Here is a 19,844-nt window from a genome sequence, read left to right on the forward strand (position 1 = left end):
ATGAATCAATGAAAAAATATTAAAATAAAAAAGGAGAGTAAACAAATGAAAATAGCATTCGTATGTAGCGGAAATTCTTTTAAATCTCTTATTGGAGAAAGGTTTGGAAATGAATTTAATGATGGAACTTTTGAAATTTATTCAGCAGGAACTAATCCGGCTGAAAAGGTAAATGAAGCTGGGGAAAAGATAATGAAATCCAAAGGATACTCCATGGAGGGATATCATCCAAGCAGTATGGATAAGTTGCCTGAAAAAGTAGATGTTTTGGTAAAGATGGGGTGCGATATTGACTGTCCAATCCATCTGGCAGATAAAGTGGTTAATTTTGGACTGGAAAATGTAAAGGACAAGAAAAAATGTGTAGAGATGATAGAGTTAAAGGTAAAAAAATTATTAGAAGATCTGAGTCAATAATTATTAGGTCATAAGATCAACACTTTAGAGGATTCTTTAGAAGAATCCAACAACAAAAGAGCTTCTAATCGAAGCTCTTTTTGTTGTTGTTAGATTTTCCAGTTCCTGCTTTCTCAAATTTTCCCCGTTAACTATATCGACCAGAACCTTTCCAAGCTGCATAATCTTGTCTGAAGTCCGCTCAAACTTCTTACTTAAAAACAAACAATAACAGGCTTACAATCGATTCCCTTAACTTAATTGAATATAATGAACTATTGAAAAAACTTCAATTTTGAAAAATTAAGTAGTATACTAGTGATAACATCTGCAACATTAAAGATAAAATAAGGGAGGATTTAGTTGAAAAAAAATCTAGAAAATTCTATGAAAAAATGGTTCTTTTCTCTTATATGCATAATGGCCGTTACCTATATAAGTTCTTATATTTTGGTTGTTATTCCGGCTCTTAAAAGAGCTACCAGAGAGAAACATAAACAGGATATAAATAAATTATTTTCAGTTACTTCACAGCAATTTGACCACCTTTCTTCTATCCTAAAGGACAATGCCGAGTGGGATACACTCTACCAAAGCATGGATGGATCTATGGGCAGGGAAGAAAAACAAAAATTTTGGGAGGGACTTTTTACAGAAGACTCCCTGAAACTCTTTGGACTGGATTACATTGCTATCTATGACAATAAGCAAAACGAGGTTGTTAATTATTCTTTTCCCGAAACAAATATAAAAAATGTCATCTCATTAAAAGGTAAAAAATATTTTTTCAGCAGCCAGCCAAATGGTGAAAACCGGGTCAAAACAGTATCGGGGTATATGGATATAGCCGGGAAAGCCTATATATTTTTTTCCCATGTTATTTTGGACAGCAATGGAAATGGAAAAGCAGCCGGACACCTTCTGTTTATTCAAGAAATAGATGATGACTATATATTTGATTTAAAGATAAAAAATAATTTATCATTGCAACTTTATATTCCCAATGAAAATGATAAAAAACTTATACAAAATATTCTTGATTCAAAAAAAGAGCTGGATTTTTATTCCGATAAAATAGAAGGCGGGAAGAGAGTTTATTACCTTCCCTATATGAAAAGTGTTCATAAAATAGCTTACATCATAAAGGTGACGGTAGATGACCGGATTTCCAAGGGTGCTTTATTGAATTTTTGGATAGGAATGATCCCTATTATCCTTTCATTCCTATTTATTTTCTTTGTAAAAAATAGAGTGAATAAAAAATTGATTACTCCCCTTGTATCCCTTTATAGTCATATTACTTCTATAAGGGAAAATCAAAAATATAAGCTGCTTGAATATCCTGAGGTAGGCAATGAGATGGATGAAGTTATAAGAGCATTTAATAATCTTATGGTTCAAACAGAAGAACAAAAAAACGATATAGAAGATAAAAAAATTGCTCTGGAAAAATTAGCATATACAGATTATTTAACAGGGCTGTCTACCAGAAGGTTTCTGGATGAAGGATATGATCTGCTGTTTAAGAGTGCTAAGAGGTCTGGAAGCATATTAACTCTCATCATGATGGATATAGATTATTTTAAGAAATATAATGACAGGTACGGGCACCCTGAGGGAGACCGGGTTTTAAAAATAATAGGGAAGCTTCTAAAAAAAGTTTTTAAAAGGGAAGGAGACATCGCCGGCAGGTACGGTGGGGAGGAGTTTTTAATAATTTTATACCAGACCCCTTTGGAAGAAACTATATGTCTGATAAATGAATTCCAGAAAAAATTAGAAATGTGCAATCTGGAACATAAGGATTCTAATTTTGGGCAGGTAACGGTCAGTATGGGGATAAAGAGCTCTACAATTCCCAAAGATCAAAATTCTTATTTATTTTTGAAGGAAGCCGATAAGGCTCTCTACAAAGCCAAGGAAAGCGGCAGGAATAGATATATACTTCAATCTTAATAAAATAAAAACCTCCTGACTGCTATTACAGCTGGGAGGTCTTTTATTTTTTTTATATCTTTTTGTTATTGTACCATTTTTAATATCTAAGGTGAATTTTTCACTTGGAAGATCTGTAGAAAATTTTAACATGGTAGAAGAAATTCCATTAAACCTTTTTTTGAAAATGTTTGAAATACTATTTCCCCCACAAACTTTATTATCTTCATAAATGAGTTTGATGTCAGTATCTGAAAAAGCTTTAGATAGAAGTTTATATTGTCCAATTCTCTTGAGAGGGATATCTTTTAAGCAAGGGAATCTGCATTTCTTGGTTTATAAAAATCAGTTATAAGATTGAATCCACTCCAGTTTTCATAATCTTCCAAAGATTCACCTTTATTTAATAGATTTTTAGCTTTATCTTCTGCATTCGCCCATTCAGGGGTATTTTTAAAATCAGTGCTATTCCATTGGTCAAAACTTATTTCTGTTTCTAATTGTGAGAGGATGAGCATCTCTTTTCCATTGAGTTTAAAAATCATTTCTTTGATATCTTCTGGCCATTCCTTTGGTATGAAACAAAGCCTAACTAATTTTTTAATGTCCACTCATTATTTTAATTTTTCAAAACAAGATTTAACCCTTTTCTTGCTGTAGGCATCATAAAATGAATGATATTCCCCATAAAAAAGGTATTAATGATAGTTCCAATTCCAAAGTTTGAAAAATCTTTTAAATATAATCCTAAGATAAATGAAATAAGTAAGGCAGAGGTGTCGGCAGCTGTTTTGACAAACTTATACTCTAAGTTAAAAGTATTAGTTATTGAAAATACAAAAGTTTCAGTATGATTTTTAGGGAAATTTGTTACAAAGATCATGGCACACCCTAATCCAATTGCTATAATTCCTAATATTAAAATCAAGAAACTTATCATGAAATTATCAAAGTTGCTCCCTTTAAAGACACTATAATACCAAAAATTAATAACTTTACCTGTAACTGCTGAAACTATTAAAGCTGCTAAATTTGGTATTTCCCTTTTTATTAAAGCTGCCAAAAGTACTAGAGTTATTCCAATTAAAAGAATGATGGTTCCAATTTTTATATCGATTAGTTTACTTATATTTTCAGTAAGGGCATCCCATCCGCCAGCTCCTAAGTTACTTAGAAGGGTCAAACTAACTCCTAAAGATAAAAATATAATTCCTATAAAATAATAACTGATTTTTCGAATATCTTGATTCATTGTAGCTCCTTTAGGTAGTTTTTTTAATTATTGCTTAAGTAATTTGATTTCTGAGATAACCGGTCCATGATCTGACAAATAAATACCATCTTTAATCATTTTATATTGACCATAGCTATTAACTTTTATTTTGTCATTGACAAAAATATAGTCAATTTCTTCTACAGGATTTTTTCCAAAACCATTATATGTAAATTTTTTCCCTTTAGCAGCAGTAGCTGTAATAACCTTAGCATCACTATAATTTTCTTTAAATGCATTATATGATCTTTCGTTAGTTCTTTCAAAATTAAGGTCTCCCATAATTATAACTGCTTCTTTTTCAGAATCAGTAAATTCCTTTGATTTATCTGCAAGAAGTTTAGCACTTTCTTCTTGAGCTAACATTCCAATATGATCAAAGTGTGTATTAAAAACAAGAACTCTATTTCCTGTTTTCTTTTCCTCAAGTCTTACCCAAGTTGCAATTCTAGTAAGTTCTGCATCCCAACCGACACTTGCTACTTTTTCAGGAGTTTCAGAGAGCCAAAATGTTCCACCGGCTATATAAGAAAATCTATCTTTTTTATAATAAATATTACTATGTTCTCCGCTTTTTTGACCGTCATCCCTACCTACTCCTACCCATCCATATCCAGGAAGTTGCTCGTCTAAAAACATTACTTGATCATAGAAAGCCTCTTGAATACCAAAAATATCAAATTTTTCTTCTTTTATTAACGAAACAATTTTATTTTTTCTAGCAGGCCAATTATGTTTTCCATCGATTTTAAGAGTGCTATCCTTACTATTTCTAATATTAAAACTCATAATATTAACAGATTCTCCAAAACTTACACTAAAAATTGACACCAATAAACTTAAAATTAAAACTATTTTTTTCATTTTTATTCCTCCTTTGATTAAATTTAAATATAATATTTTTTAGAATATATACCCTAAAAATATTAGTTAAGAACTATTTTAATGGTTTTATATCCAAAACCATCAATGGTTATTTCTTTTATCTCATCCATCTCTTTTTCATTTAACTTAACTTCTATTAATTTTTTTATATTTTTTCCTAAAATACTTACTTTTTCAGATTTCTCACTAGGATTATATAATCTTACAATAATTCCTTCTCCATTATAAGGCTTTTTACAACTACTCATATAGATCTTTTGATTATCGATTTTAAATAGAGAAAAACTTGTTGAAATACTTGTGTTTAGGTGTGATATCGAAAAACGTTCTAATCGTTCTTCAAAACTATTTAAATTTTGATTTTGATAAACGCAGGATCTTTCAAGGTAATTTTCAACATTATCATAAATATTATTTATATTAGTATCACAATCAAAATAAATAGCATAGTCGAATTTTAACTCTCCTATGAGCTGCCCATTGGGGTTTTTTACTACAGTATTGTTTATTCCAGAAGCTCTATTAGGGCGCCATAGAAGGTTATCTCTACCTAATAATCCATTGCCTCTATAGAGGGTAAGAGCAAATTTATCTTTTTCTAAAATCTCATATTCTTTTAATCCTTCTACAATAACTCCAGCCAAAGAAGTGTTATCTTTTACCAGTGCAATATTTTCCATATTATAGATTGGGACAGGAGCTTCTACGTATTTATTTTCCTTCCATATCTCCATTCGTAGAGATATAGTTTCGTGCGGAATTAAAGCATATCCGCTATCAGCATAGGAATTAGCCGGATTAAATATACCGGTTTTAAATATAGTTCTGACCCTGTGATCTTTTATATTGTTATCTATTTTATGACTAACTCTAATAAATTTTTCACCCTTTCTAAGTTCAAAAGTTGTATAGATTTCCAATGTTTTAGAAGTGGTTTTAGATTTTCTTTCCTCTAAATCTTTTGGTAAAACTAACCTGTGTAGAAGTTTTATTTTTTCATTAAAATTATTCTTAGTAACTTCTATAACTTTTGTTAGATTTATTTTAAATGGAATGTCTCCTTCCAACGGTGAAAAATCATATGAATCACCATAGTCACCACAATCTTCAAAGTAAAAAGCATCCTCTATCATACTTCCAAATTTTTCAATATTTATTTTGCCATTTTCAACTATAACTTTAATATCTTTATTACCGATACTTTCATTGATAGATTTCTTTTCTTTTAAAGGTTCTGAGTGTTCTTCCATAAGGAGTGTATTCCAACCCATAGATTGGATCTTAGTTTTGATTAAAACCTCGGACCTATAATATCCAGGTAATTCAATTTCTACATCTCCTTTATCACTGACTACAATTTTCTTCCCACCCCCTATATATTTTTGATGAATGATTTCACTTTGAACATTGTTCCCAACGGTATCTTTCAAACTTAATGTTGGTTGTTTGGTGAATAGGATAGATTTTTTTAGTCCTGAAAATTCCTTGCTGTTAGTGTTAAACAAAACAACTATATTGCTTTTGTTTAGCCCCTTTGAAATTGCAAAAGTTATTCTTTTTTTCAATAAATTAACGAGTCCATCACATGTTCTATTTACTTTTCTTAATCGACCTATAACCTCTGCATTGGTATCGTCAGAGTTACATCCGCCTATAGAGTCATGGGCATGAGCATCAAATAGTTGTTTCCACATCAAATCTAACCAAGATTTAGGATATTCTAATTGAAATTGTTCCCCTATAATTGCCAAAGGCTCTAAGGTGTTTAATATCTTATTTTCTACCTCTGAATTTGCTTTTTTTATGTCATATCTCATAGATCCTATGGTTCTGTGAACTCTTTGGCTTTCAGTTCCCCTTAGTTCTCCATGTAACGTAGTCTCAAACTCCTTATTTTCCCAAGAATTATCCATAAAATCTTCAAAATTAGAGATAATAATTTCATAGTCGTCTACCTTTGAATTGATATTTTTAATGACTTCAGGAAGGTTTTTTTGAATTAAATTTTGATCCCCTCCCACTAAAAATAAAATATTGTTACTATTTTTATTTGTTTTTTCTATTTTTTTTACTAAAGGTAAAAACTTTTGATCTATAAATTCATCTGAATCAGAAATAAATTCTCCTGGAGAATATCCTAAGATAAGATAATTAGATTTGATCTTTTCTCCATCAGGAGAAGACCAGTTAAAATTAACATCTTCTTTTATTTCATCGGAATAAATTCCTCTTTTTAAGATAGAATAATCAATATCAAACCCTTTGAATATAGAAGGCAGATATGTATTTTGACCAAATGTATCAGGGAGATATCCTACATTCATAGAGTGACCAAAAGATTCACAAATACGTGTTCCATAGAGTAAATTCCTGACGATAGATTCTTTATTTACTAATAAGCAATCTGTTTGGGTGTACCATGGACCTACGAAGATCCTCTTTTCTTTGATGAGTTTAGATAACCGTTTTTTTTCTTCTGGAACTACTTTTAAAAATTCATCGATGATAGATGCTTGAGCGTCAAAGGAATAAGAGGAAAAGCTTTGGTTTTCCTCTAAGGTGTCCATAACATTTTTTAAATTTTCAATTAATAGTATATTTGAGTCTTCTATCGTAAAATACCACTCTCTATCCCAATGGGTATGAGCAACTATATAAATTGTTTTTTTCTTCAAAATATTTTCTCCCTTATGCTAAATCTAATGCTCTTTCTTTTCTTTTTCCCTTTAAAAACACACTAACTACAGCAATAAATATAGAACCAGTTAGAATAGATATTACATAGATCTGCCAATTTTCTACAGCTAACCATCCATAAAATCCAGAGATAGGTGCGGTATTATTTGCTCCCAATCCAACAGCCATAGCAGAAGCTAAAGCAGAGCCTAAAACTGTTACAGGAATTACTTTTAATGGGGCTTCTATTGCGAAAGGAATAGCTCCTTCTGAAATACCAACTAATCCCATTAAAATAGAAGATTTTCCAGCTTCCACCAAAGAATCACTATATTTATCCTTACCGAATATAGTAGCTAATCCTAACCCGATAGGCGGAACAATTATTGCTACCTGGGCAGCTGTATTAGGAAGACTGATTCCAGAAGCTAATAATGCCATAGAAGTAGTTACAGCAGCTTTGTTTACAGGTCCACCTAAATCAAACCCTACCATTCCTCCAACAATTGCAGCCATTATTATTTTATTTCCTCCTGACAATCCCATAAGCCATACTTCTAATGCTTTATTTAAAAATGACAGTGGAGTTCCAACTATATAAATCATGAGTAATGCAGTAACGAGAGTTCCTAAAACTGGAGCGATAAATATAGAGGTTATTCCAGAAGCAAAACCAGGTAATTTTATCTTTATTAAAATATATTTAACAATATAACCAGCCATAAGTCCCGCTATTAACGCTCCTAAAAAACCAGTATTTAATTCTTTTGCTAGGAGTCCACCGACAAAACCTGGGACTAATCCGACTCTATCGCCAATAGAATAAGCTATAAATCCCGCTATAAATGGAAGCATTAAACCTAAAGCACGTCCTCCAATACCATCCATTAAATGAAATAATTTTACCAATGTATTTCCACTTTCCATATGTGAACCATCCCAAATGTCTGTAACGCCAAACATAGATCCACCAATTCTGGCCATTCCCATAATTACAGCTCCTGCAATTACAAGTGGGATCATATAAGAAACTCCAGTCATAAAATGTCTTTTTATGTCTGATCCGATCCCTGTATCTGAAGATTTATTTTCCTTAGATTTATTAACTTTCCCGTCTAAAATCCCATCAGGGTTATTTAGAACTCTTTCTAACATTCCCTGAGCGTCTTTTAAGGGTGTGGCAACTCTGGTTTTTATGAATGGTTTTCCAGCAAATCGTTCTATATCTTTAGGCGCCACATCTGTAGCAATTATTACTGCATCTGCTTTTTCAATTAATTCTTGTGTATGTTTATTCTCTATACCACTAGCTCCCTGTTTCTCACTAATTACTCGAATGCCCATTTTTGCCCCGGCTTTTTCCAAAGCCTCTGCTGCTAAATATGTATGTGCTATTCCAGTGGCACAAGCTGTAATAGCAAGAATTAATTTAGAGTCTTTAGAATATTCGATAGTTTCTTCTTCCATAATTTCTTTTTCTAAAACGGCAATTAAATCTTTTGGAGTTTTAGCCTTTTGTAAATTTCCAATAAATCCTTCACGCATGAAAGAGGTCGTAAGCTCTGTTAATACTTCTATATGAGTTGACCCTTGTTCAGCCTTTGGAATAGCTATTAAAAATACCAAGGTTACCTCGTTATCCTCATCAATAGATTCCCAATCTTCAATAGGATTATTTAATCTTGCTACAGCAAAAGCAGCTTTATTTACTGCATCTGATTTTCCATGGGGAATTGCAAGCCCTTCTTCTAACCCTGTAGGAGAAACTTTTTCTCTTTCTAGTACTGCAGAAAGAAATTCTTCTTTGGATTTCAAAACCCCATCACAGTCCAAACGCTCCACTAATTTTTCAATAGCTTCTACTTTGGATTTTGCTTCCAAGTCTAAAATAATTAGATTTTCATTGGTTAAATCAGTTAAATTCATAATATGCCCCCTTATATTTTATTTAAAAAAATAATAACACTGATTTTAAAAAAATAAAACTGTATATTTTTTGCAATTTTTTATGAAAAAATCATTCCATGTAATTATATTTTATTTATTGTATAATTATTGTTATAGTTCTTAAGGGGGTATAGAAAAATGCTAAATAAAAGAATGCTTCTCATTATTGAATATCTAATTAATAATAATGGAAAAGGAATATTGAAAGAAATGGTTGATTTTATTAATATGAGTGAGAGAACAATCAGGTACGATATAGATAAAATAAATGAATTTCTTTTAGATAATAAAGCGGGTAAAGTGATAAAAAAACCCAAGGGAGAGATAGAACTTTTTAATCCACAGAAGGTAAAAAATTATTTACTCGAAAATTTTCATAAAATATTTTTTTTAGAATATAGAGATATTTCTATTTTAATTTCTATACTTTTTAAAGGAAAAATTAATATTTCTCATTTGTGTGAAGAATTTGATTTGAGCCGTACAACAATAAAAAATGATTTAAAAGGGATAAAAAAAGTACTTTCGAAATACAATCTAGAATTAATTATAAATCCAAAGAAAGGTCTACTTTTAGAAGGGAAAGAGGAAGATGTTAGAAGGTTGCAGTTAAAAATATTGAATGATCATTTTAAGATTGGTTGTTCGAAATCTTTGGAAAAAACATATACATCTATTTTGATTCAAAAAAATTTTAAAGGGATTGATATAAAACATATCAATAGTTTTATTGATGATATTACCAAATTAATCGATAAAGTGATCTCCGATGAAGCTTATTCTATTATTAGGAATTATACCCTTATAATGATTTCTAGAATTAAAGAAGAGTTTTACCTTAATTCTTCACCTAATAAAAAGTTTATGTCTGCAACTGAGGAAATTTCGGCAGTTTCAAAAACAATCCCTATACTAGAAGAAAACTACCAGATAAATCTCAATGAATTTGAGATATTTAAACTGACTGATTATTTCTTGGGAAGTCATAGTTATAACACCAATATGTCTTTTTATAAAAACTGGATTGAAATTGAAACTATGACAAAAAAAATAATAAGGAAATTTGGTAAGGAAATTTGTTTAGATCTATCAAAGGATGAATTTTTAATTAATGGGTTATTAAATCATATTAAGCCTGCTATTCATAGGATAAAAAATAATATCGAACTAAAAAATTCTATTTACACTGAAGTTATTGTAGAATATCCAAAATTATTCGAGATAACCAAAAATTCTATCACAATTTTAGAAGATTTTTTAGAAAAACCATTTCCTCAAGAAGAAGTTTGTTTTTTAGTATTACATTTCAAAGGAGCTGTAGATCGAAATTTATACCAAAAAAAAGAAACTAAAAAGATTTTACTGGTTTGTGGAGGCGGCTTAGGAACATCTAAGTTAATAGAACAACAACTAAAAGAAAATTACGATATCAATATAATAAAGACTATCCCGCTAAATCAACTGGAAAAAACTATTGTAGAGAAGAAAGAAACGCCAGATTTAATAATAACAACCTTAGAAATTAATGAATTTAACACAGAAATCCCTGTAATTCATGTAAAGACAATATTAAATACAGAGGAATTAAAAAAATTAGAAAAATATAATCTTCCTAAATACAATAAAAAAATACTAATTTCAAATATTTTAAAAAGTTTAAGAAAGGGAGCTGTAATAAAAGATGAAAAAATAATTATAAATGAATTAAAAAAACACCTTGGAAATAAACTTATCGATGATACAAAGGGAGAACCTCCCATCCTTTCAGAACTTCTTCTTCAAAGTAATATAGAGTTGAACCTCAATATAAAAACCTGGGAAGAAGCAATAAAAAAAGCAGGAAATATACTCTATAGAGAGGGATATGTGGAAGGGAATTATTCAACTGAAATGATAAAAGTCATAAGTAGATTTGGCCCATATATGGTTATAGCGCCAAATTTAGCTATTCCCCATACTGAAAAAAAATATGTCAAAAAAACAGGGATGTGTTTAATAACGTTGACTCAGCCAGTTTATTTTTCAGGAGGAATCCCTGTTAATACTGTATTAGCTTTTTCATCTGTAGATGACAGTGAACACTTTTTTGCTCTGTCTAAGTTTTTAGAGATGGTAAAATCCTATGATTTTCTAAAGAAAGCTCATAATACATCCTCACCTAAGAAAATAATAGAAATCATAAAAAAATATGAATTTTTGATAAATTTAGGAAAACATAAGGAACCAAACTTTTAATAGAAGTTATTTTAAATTAAAGATATGACATTATATCTGCGATAAATAAAATGTAAAGGAGATACATTATGAAAAAATTATATCCGCTTAAATTTAAAAAAATATTTAAAAAAAAAGTATGGGGTGGAAGAGGTTTTAAAGAAAACCTGGGAATAAATCTTCCTACCAAAGATTCATATGGAGAATCCTGGGAAGTAAGCTCCCATAAAAATGGAATGAGTATAGTGGACAATGGCAGCTTAAAAGGTAAAGATTTAGATGAACTGCTTTTAGAATACAAAGAAAAACTTGTAGGAGGCGAGGTATATGATAAATATAAAGATAAATTCCCATTACTTATAAAGTATCTCGATGTAAATGACAGATTATCTGTTCAAGTACATCCAAGTGATGAATATGCACTTGGGGTCGAAAAAGAATTTGGCAAATCAGAATCATGGTATATATTAGAAGCTAGTTCCGATGCTAAATTAATTATGGGATTAAGAAAAGGGATGACTAAAGAAATGTTTATAAAAAAAACTAAAAATAAAGATTTTAATGATTTATTTAACGTAATCTCTGTAAAAAAAGGAGATTTTATAAATATTACTCCTGGACTAGTCCATGCAAGTTTAGAAGGGAGTGTATTAATTTGCGAAATCCAACAAAATTCAGACACAACCTATAGAATCTATGATTTTGACAGGCTAATAGATGGGAAACTTCGTGACCTTCATTTTGATAAAGCCATAGAAGTTATAGGTTATCAAAATGTTCCCCAAATCAGTAGTGATGAAAATAGAAAAAATATAGAAGTTTCAGGGGGAACGAAGCAGGAAATTATTAGAGGTGAATATTTTAATATAGATAAATTTCTCATTCAGGAAAAGTTTAAAGATATAGATAAAGACTCCTTTATGATCTACTCTATATTGGAAGGAGAAGGCAACCTAAATTGTGAAGGAGTAATCTATCCTGTAAAAAAAGGTGAAACTTGGTATATCCCTCCTGAATTAAATATATGCATAGAAGGAAAATTAGAAATATTTAAAACATTTATATAAAAAGGTAGTGTGAATAATTTTAAAACTTTTTCCTGTTTTTTCCGACTAATTAACATAAGCAGATAAAAATCAAATAAAGACCTCTTCACTGTATGACTATTACAGCTGGGAGGTCTTTTATTTTTATAATTCAAACCCTGTGTTTATGGTGAAAGGATAGCTCTCCATTAACCACAATTTTCCGCCTCTCTAATTTCCCTTCTAAGCCCTGCAAGATTCTTAGATGCACAAGCTATCTTTAGAAGTCTTGGTGGTGCCCTTTATTTGAATACATCCCCCTCCCCTCCGAGATAAATACTGCTGTCCTGTGGAGGAGTTAACAATAAAAATACCAGTGATATTGCTATGGGAACTACACCTAGGATTATGCTGTAACCCGGTGTACTCATATCGATGATCTTCCCGGATAATAATAATGCTATGGGCATTATTGTTTTTACCATTCCTATGAACAGTCCTATTATCTGTCCTCTGATATTATCCGGCAGTTCCTGTTGAAAATAAGTAAATAAGGGAATATCTACTGAAGCAGCCAGTCCTCCTGTCAGAAACATTCCAATGGAATAGATTGTTATAGTTACCATCTGGTCTAAATCTGCAAATATTGGAATTAAAAATAGAATGTTTACTCCTATAAATCCAATAAATAACACTTTTATCAATTTAGGTGTCAATTTGAAGTTAAATTTCCCTATTATCATAGCTCCAACTATTAATCCTATGGAAAATAATTTGTAATAAGATATGGAATAGGAACTACTATTGCCATTGGGAATGAAAAGTTTAAAATAATTAATAAAACAACATATTTTTTTAACTTTTTATCCACCATCATATACCTTAAGCCTTTAGTCAGAGATATCTTTTCTTTTTTCTCTGCTTCTGTTTTGACATCCTGTATAGTTAAAAAGGTCTCTATAATCATAGAAAATAAGAACGAAATTCCGTTGAATAAAATAAAGGTTCTTATATCAATAAATGCATATACCAATCCTCCTAAAAATGGCCCTGCTATCCTGCTTCCTGAACTGATTATGGATGATAAAGAATTAGCCTTTACCAGCCAATCCTTTTCAAACATCTGAGCTATTCCGCTTTCAAATCCTATGGATACAAGCAGAGAAAATATACTGGTGAATACAGAACCTGCGTAGATTAAAGTGAGATTATCTACAGAATTCCACATATAGAAGATTCCAAACATTAGAAGAGCATTTAAAAAATCTCCTAAGATTATAAGTTTTTTCTTGGAGTACCTGTCTACAAATATCCCAAAAATCGGTGATAAAACAACAACCGGTATTGTATATAATATTATATTAAAAGCATACGATGTCCCCTGATGGGTTACATCCAATAAATACATCCCTGTAGCAAATGAAAATAATACCGACCCCAATAGAGATATAAATATCCCCGGGAAATATATCAGTTTATTTTTTAAATAACTATTCATCTCTTTCCTCCCCAATATTTTATTATCTTAATCTTATTATAAAATATAGATATAAGGCGACAGCAATAGCCAAAATAAAAAAAATTAATAATAAAAATGGTAAAAGGTGGAGTTAACCCTACCTTTTACCAAAGTATAGATATGTTGAAATTATTTCTCCAGGAACGGTAAAATCCTCATATTTCCCTAACTCTCCATCAATAAAAAAGGAAGGAAGCTGTTTTTGGGATAAAACCTTATAATTCATTTCAAATAGTTTAGTTTCAATATTTTTTAAGATTAAATATTTTCTGAAATCTGGTTTGATACGTGAATTCTTTTTAAATTTTTCAAAGATAATATATCCGCTCAAAAGAGCTGAGTTCTTTTTTAAATATTTTTCTAAATTTTCAATAAGAAAACCTCTATTTCTAAAGGAAAAATTACTGCTGGTCAGATAATCTACGAGAATATCAACACTATTCATCTTTATTGGTATCTCTTCAACATCTGAACAGATAAAAATTATTTTTTTTTTGATACCTTTCCTTTCAAGTCTTTTTTTTAGAAAAATTTGTGAATCCAAATTTAAATCTACAGAAATATAGGTAGTATCTTCACTGAGATTATCATAAATATTGTTCAGAAAAAAACCTATACCGCTTCCTATCTCCAATAAAGTCTTATTTTTCAAAAAATTATTGGGAATTATATTGGAAAACCATGCTGAATTTTTGTAAACATTCTCTAATAATTCATCCCTGGTATTATTAATATAACTTAATAAAAAGTCTTCAGGATAGTCATACCGGCTCTCAAAAGGAGTATCAGAAACAATAAGAATCCCATCTTTAATTAGATACTCTTTTTGACAATGACATCTAAGAACTCCTTCTAAAATTTGATTGTCTTCTATACTCCCTTTATAAATTCCGAGATCGGACTGACAGAAAGGACATCGTAACAGATGAAGGCTGTTTAAAGGGATTCCTATCTTTATTTTTGAGTTATCCTCCTGTGAAAGTAAGTTTCCAATCTCCTTATTAAGTTCTTTATCCATTTGTCTTAGAGATTCGATTTCTTCTTTTATTTCCTTGCTTTTTTCCAGATAGTATTTTTTATATAAATAAGAACTGGTTTTTGAATCGAGGTTTCCTAATCTTTTGGTTAAAATAATACTTTTAATTTCACTCAAAGTAAACTTTAAAGATTTTAGACGCAGAATCTGGTTCAACGTTTTCTGGTCATTTTCTGTGAAATCATATTGATTATTTATTTTTTTAGGATTAAGAATTCCAAGGCTTATATAATACCTAATCGTGTCCTTAGTAAGGTTATTATTTTCTGTAAAATTTCCTATTTTCATATAGTTCCCCTTATATGCATATTTGTAGAAGCTTTTTTATTTCGATGTTCATAAAGTTCCAATTCTTTTAAAAGGCTCCCCCTTTTTTAGCTTCATTATATATATATGATTATCTCTCAAGTTTGTCAAAAAAATGTTTTTATTTTTAATTTTGCAATATTATCTATTTTAAAGGTGTCGCGGCGACATTTTTCTTCTTTCAAAGTTTCTCCTTTATTTCAAATATTTTTTCCCCGACTATGATAAAATTGCTTAAATAAAAAAATTAATACTTTTATAAAAAAACAATTGACATTACCATTCAAAAAATATATCATTAATGAATAAATCATTCAATATATATATGTAAAATGTATAAATATAATATGATTATACTATAAATGTAGGTAGAGACTTGAAATAAAGGAGGAATTTATGAAGGAACATTCAAATTGTGGAATAGGAGTAGTAGCTGATATAAACAATATCCCCCAGCACCAGATAGTCAGAGAGGGTATAAAAATATTAAACAGGTTGGAACACCGGGGAGGAACTTTAAGAGACGGCAGTGGCGACGGCGCCGGTCTTCTGGTTCAGATCCCCAGAGAATTTTTTAAAGAAAAAACAGGTATAGACGGTGATTATCATGTGGCTATGACATTTCTTCCTAAAAATGAAATTTTAAGAAAAACCTGTATAGACATAATTTTAGAGGAGGCCTCTTCTGCCGGAGCGTTTATCCTGGCTGAAAGAGAAGTCCCTGTAAAGGAGGAGATTCTTGGAAGTAGTGCAAGAAAATCTCTTCCATATATATATCAATATTTTATAGAGATCCCTCAAAGTAAAAATAATTTTTCTGCATATACTCTCAGAAGAAATATAGAAAAAAGGATTTCTGCTGAAGGAATATTCAAAAAAGACTTTTATTTTGCTTCCTTTTCCAATAAGACGGTAGTTTATAAGGGACTTATTACTCCCAAACAATTCAATGATTTTTATACAGACCTCTCCGAGGAAAGTTTCAAATCTGCCTATGTAATGATTCATCAGAGGTTCAGTACAAATACCCTCCCTTCATGGGATCTGGCCCAGCCATTCAGGATTTTAGAGCACAATGGAGAGATCAACACAATAAATGGTAATACAGCCTGGATAGAAGCCAGAAAAAATGATACTTACTCCAAAGAGTACCTAAAAGATGAGATAGAAAATATATTTCCCCTTACCGGTTCTGAAAATTCCGACAGTGCCAATCTCGACAGTGTGGTGGAATTTATGATGTATACAGGGAAAAAACTCCCTGAGATAGTTACTACCCTGGTTCCCCAGGCGTGGGAAAAAAATAATAATTTAGAAAAAAACTTAAAAGAATATTATGAGGCTAAATCTTTGGTAATGGAACCCTGGGACGGACCTGCGGGACTTATTACATCCAATGGGGATGAGATCTTTGCATCCCTGGACAGAAATGGTCTGAGACCTATGAGATATACAATTACCACGGATAATAAACTCATTATCTCTTCAGAGATGGGAGTGCTGGATACAGATTTTTCAAAGATTGCCTGTAGCGGTAAGTTAAGTGCGGGGGAATTTCTCCATTTAGACCTTATAGAAAAAAAACTTCTGACCAGAAACGAGATAATAGAAAGGATCATAAGTACTACAGATTACACTGAAGAGATAAAAAATCTAAAAAAATACAGCAGGGCAGAGGAAATGAAGGCTCATATGGAGATAGGGGAGATAGAAAATCTTTTAGACCGATATTCATATACCAAGGAAGATATAGATATGTCTATAGAGCACCTGGCTATAGAAGGGAAAGAAATGGTAGCATCTACAAATTACGATGCGCCTCTGGCTGTCCTGGATGAAAAAAATCCCAGATTATTCTTTGATTATTTCAAGCAGAAATTTGCCCAGGTAACCAATCCTCCGACGGATTCCATCAGGGAAAAATCAATATTTTCTATCACTTCCCATTTTGGAGGGAGAAAAAATATTTTGGATTCCACCGAAGACAGGGGAATTATCCACCAGTTTACCTCTCCCATAGTGGAAAATAAATATATAAGTGGGTTAAAAAAACAAAACTCAGCCGTAATTTCAACGGCATTTGAAAAAAATATGGAAAAATCCTTAAAAGAGATCGTAGAAAATGCCCTGTCAAAAGCAAAAGAAAATAAAAATATCATCCTGACCGACAGAGGAAGCAAAAGATCCATTCCTACATTACTTGCCATATCCGCAGTACATCATGCCCTTGTGAAAGCAGGTTTGAGAGGAAGAATAGGACTGGCTGCAGAGAGTGGCGAGATCCGTGAAATTACCCACTATGCCCTTCTTATCGGGTACGGGGCAGATCTTGTGAACCCATATCTTGTATTGGAGTATCTTGCAGTTAAAGAACTGGACACAGCTAAATATTTAAAAGCAGTAGATGACGGGATACAGAAGATAATGTCCAAGATGGGAATATCTTCCATAGCATCCTACAGGGGAGCTAAAATATTTGAAGGGATCGGTTTATCCCGTGAACTCTGCAGTAAATATATGGGAAATACATCTTCGGATCTTGACGGACTGAATATAGAGGATATAGAAAAAGAAGTAATCCTCAGAGAAGAAGCTGGATATTCCCACAGGAAAAGCATTGGGGAGTTTATCTCTTTAAAAAATGGACTAGCTCATAAAAATTCGTATGATATGGTAAAAAAACTCCAGGAGGCAATATCTTCAAAGGACTATATGAAATATAAGGAATACAGCGACAGTTTCCATAGGGTAAAGGGAACACTGAGGGATCATTTCAATTTGAAAAATAATCCTATTCCATTATGGGAAGTTGAATCTGAAGAAGATATATTAAAAAGATTTGTAGCAGGAGCAATGTCCTTTGGAGCTCTTTCCAAGGAAGCCCATGAGACTATAGCTATGGCATTTAATTCCATAGGAGCAATGTCAAATTCCGGTGAAGGGGGGGAAGATAATGACAGACTGAGGGATAACCGTATATCCCAGGTAAAGCAGGTAGCCAGCGGAAGATTCGGTGTAACAACAAACTATCTTATGCATGCCAGGGAACTTCAGATAAAGATGGCTCAGGGAGCAAAACCCGGGGAGGGAGGACATCTTCCGGGGCATAAGGTAAGTGAGATTATAGGAAAAGTAAGAAATACAGTTCCCGGAACAGATCTTATCTCGCCGCCGCCCCATCATGATATCTATTCCATAGAGGATCTGGCTCAGCTGATATTTGACCTCAAAAACTTAAACACAGATGCCAGGGTAAGTGTGAAACTGGCCAGTGAAAAGGGAGTAGGTATAATAGCCAGCGGGACAGTAAAAGCAGGGGCAGACAAGGTCGTTATATCAGGATCTGACGGGGGAACAGGAGCGGCAGTTTCTTCATCTATGAAATTTGCAGCTACCCCTTGGGAATTAGGACTTTCAGATACCCATAAGGTGTTATGTGAAAATGATCTGAGAGATCTGGTTAAACTCCAGGTAGACGGAGGAATAAAAACAGGATACGATATTGTTGTAGCAGCTCTTCTGGGAGCAGATGAGTATGCCTTTGGAAGCGGACTCCTTGTTGCTGAAGGATGTATCTTCTGCAGAAGGTGTCATACCAATTCCTGTCCTGTGGGAATAACAACCCAGAAGGAAGAATTGAGGAAAAAATTCACCGGGTCGGTGGAAGATATCATCATATATCTAAAATTTATAGCTAGTGAAATAAGGGAATTACTGGGATCCATAGGAGCTAAAAGTCTAGAGGAGATAATTGGAAGATCCTCTTTATTATCCTCCGATTTGGGTTCTGGATATAAAAAATCTAAATTAAATTTTGATCCTATCTTCAGGGAGGTTAGAAGCCAAAAAGAATACTGTGGGAATATCAATACAGTGGATCATCTAAATGAAGTGATATGTCAAAATTCAAATCACGGAAATTTGGAATATCACGGAATAATTGATAATACAAACAGATCTTTTGGGACTACAATAGCTGGAAAAGCTCAGTTAGAGGCCTTTGAGAATAATGGAAAAACAAATTTAAATATAAACCTCAGGGGATATTCGGGACAGAGTTTTGGAGCCTTTGCTGTGAAGGGACAGAAAATAACCTTAGAGGGTTATGGAAATGACTATGTAGCCAAGGGTCTCTCCGGGGGAACAATCATAATTAAAAAACCTCAGGAAGCAGATTACCCGTCTGATATGGGATGTATTGCCGGAAACACAGTATTATATGGAGCTACAGGAGGAGAATTATACTTAAACGGCAGTGCAGGAGAAAGATTTGCAGTGAGAAACTCCGGAGCTTCTGCTGTGGTAGAAGGTATAGGAAACCATGGGTGTGAATATATGACCGGCGGTCACGTTGTTATCTTAGGAAATACAGGAAACAATTTTGGAGCAGGAATGAGCGGAGGAACAGCCTATCTGTTGAAAGAAAAATTTTTAGAAGGTAATATAAATATGGATATGGTGGAATGCTTTGATATAAATGAAAAGGACCTGGGAATATTAGAAGATCTATTGAAAAAACATCTGGAATATACAGAAAGTGAGATAGCAGAAAATATCCTAAAAAAAGGTTTCAAAAATAATTTTATAAAAATAGCCTCCAAAAGATATCTGGAAAAAACAAGGAATATATAA

The 19,844-nt window shown here is 32.0% G+C and carries 14 protein-coding genes; 5 read left to right on the plus strand and 9 right to left on the minus strand.

Annotated elements, in window-relative coordinates; translation table 11 throughout:
• The first annotated feature begins 45 nt into the window (after nt 1–45).
• Nucleotides 46–417 carry an arsenate reductase/protein-tyrosine-phosphatase family protein gene (locus tag DYH56_RS10685; RefSeq protein ID WP_114642862.1) on the plus strand — a complete coding sequence of 124 codons (372 nt, stop codon included), beginning with the start codon at nt 46–48 and terminating at the stop codon, nt 415–417.
• Between the two features lie 36 nt (nt 418–453).
• Here the strand turns inward: DYH56_RS10685 and DYH56_RS16380 are convergent, their stop codons facing one another.
• Nucleotides 454–579 carry a hypothetical protein gene (locus DYH56_RS16380; protein ID WP_255414705.1) on the minus strand — a complete coding sequence of 42 codons (126 nt, stop codon included), beginning with the start codon at nt 577–579 and terminating at the stop codon, nt 454–456.
• A 180-nt stretch (nt 580–759) separates the two neighbouring features.
• Between DYH56_RS16380 and DYH56_RS10690 the strand changes: the two genes are divergently transcribed.
• Nucleotides 760–2,352: a sensor domain-containing diguanylate cyclase gene (locus DYH56_RS10690; RefSeq protein WP_114642863.1), complete on the plus strand. Its 1,593-nt coding sequence runs from the start codon at nt 760–762 to the stop codon at nt 2,350–2,352.
• A gap of 287 nt (nt 2,353–2,639) precedes the next feature.
• Here the strand turns inward: DYH56_RS10690 and DYH56_RS10695 are convergent, their stop codons facing one another.
• The 5 genes from DYH56_RS10695 to DYH56_RS10715 all read right to left on the minus strand — a co-directional run bounded on the left by DYH56_RS10695 (nt 2,640) and on the right by DYH56_RS10715 (nt 9,091).
• Nucleotides 2,640–2,942, minus strand: coding sequence for a hypothetical protein (locus tag DYH56_RS10695; RefSeq protein WP_114642864.1), 303 nt, complete (start codon nt 2,940–2,942; stop codon nt 2,640–2,642).
• Nucleotides 2,943–2,950: 8 nt separating this feature from the next.
• Entirely contained in the window at nt 2,951–3,583 is a 633-nt protein-coding gene (locus tag DYH56_RS10700) for a YczE/YyaS/YitT family protein (protein ID WP_114642865.1), read from the minus strand.
• Between the two features lie 27 nt (nt 3,584–3,610).
• Entirely contained in the window at nt 3,611–4,468 is an 858-nt protein-coding gene (locus DYH56_RS10705; RefSeq protein ID WP_114642866.1) for an endonuclease/exonuclease/phosphatase family protein, read from the minus strand.
• Nucleotides 4,469–4,530: 62 nt separating this feature from the next.
• Nucleotides 4,531–7,164 (minus strand): glycoside hydrolase family 38 N-terminal domain-containing protein, encoded by a 2,634-nt coding sequence (locus tag DYH56_RS10710; protein ID WP_114642867.1) that lies wholly within the window; start codon nt 7,162–7,164, stop codon nt 4,531–4,533.
• 13 nt (nt 7,165–7,177) lie between these two features.
• Nucleotides 7,178–9,091 carry a fructose-specific PTS transporter subunit EIIC gene (locus tag DYH56_RS10715; RefSeq protein WP_114642868.1) on the minus strand — a complete coding sequence of 638 codons (1,914 nt, stop codon included), beginning with the start codon at nt 9,089–9,091 and terminating at the stop codon, nt 7,178–7,180.
• A 159-nt stretch (nt 9,092–9,250) separates the two neighbouring features.
• Between DYH56_RS10715 and DYH56_RS10720 the strand changes: the two genes are divergently transcribed.
• Together DYH56_RS10720 and DYH56_RS10725 are read left to right on the plus strand one after the other, a co-directional pair.
• On the plus strand, nt 9,251–11,347 hold the full coding sequence (locus DYH56_RS10720) for a BglG family transcription antiterminator (RefSeq protein WP_114642869.1): 2,097 nt from the start codon (nt 9,251–9,253) through the stop codon (nt 11,345–11,347).
• A gap of 68 nt (nt 11,348–11,415) precedes the next feature.
• Nucleotides 11,416–12,393: a type I phosphomannose isomerase catalytic subunit gene (locus DYH56_RS10725; protein ID WP_114642870.1), complete on the plus strand. Its 978-nt coding sequence runs from the start codon at nt 11,416–11,418 to the stop codon at nt 12,391–12,393.
• 260 nt (nt 12,394–12,653) lie between these two features.
• Here the strand turns inward: DYH56_RS10725 and DYH56_RS10730 are convergent, their stop codons facing one another.
• The 3 genes from DYH56_RS10730 to DYH56_RS10740 form a co-directional block, all read right to left on the minus strand.
• A complete protein-coding gene (locus DYH56_RS10730) occupies nt 12,654–13,094 on the minus strand; it encodes an MFS transporter (protein ID WP_114642871.1) in 441 nt (146 codons plus the stop codon).
• 17 nt (nt 13,095–13,111) lie between these two features.
• Nucleotides 13,112–13,849 (minus strand): MFS transporter, encoded by a 738-nt coding sequence (locus DYH56_RS10735; RefSeq protein ID WP_114642872.1) that lies wholly within the window; start codon nt 13,847–13,849, stop codon nt 13,112–13,114.
• Nucleotides 13,850–13,967: 118 nt separating this feature from the next.
• Entirely contained in the window at nt 13,968–15,194 is a 1,227-nt protein-coding gene (locus DYH56_RS10740) for a MerR family transcriptional regulator (protein ID WP_114642873.1), read from the minus strand.
• Nucleotides 15,195–15,608: 414 nt separating this feature from the next.
• Between DYH56_RS10740 and gltB the strand changes: the two genes are divergently transcribed.
• Nucleotides 15,609–19,844 (plus strand): glutamate synthase large subunit, encoded by a 4,236-nt coding sequence (gene gltB / locus DYH56_RS10745; protein ID WP_114642874.1) that lies wholly within the window; start codon nt 15,609–15,611, stop codon nt 19,842–19,844.

The organism is Psychrilyobacter piezotolerans, from assembly GCF_003391055.1.
In the GTDB taxonomy this organism is placed as follows: domain Bacteria; phylum Fusobacteriota; class Fusobacteriia; order Fusobacteriales; family Fusobacteriaceae; genus Psychrilyobacter; species Psychrilyobacter piezotolerans.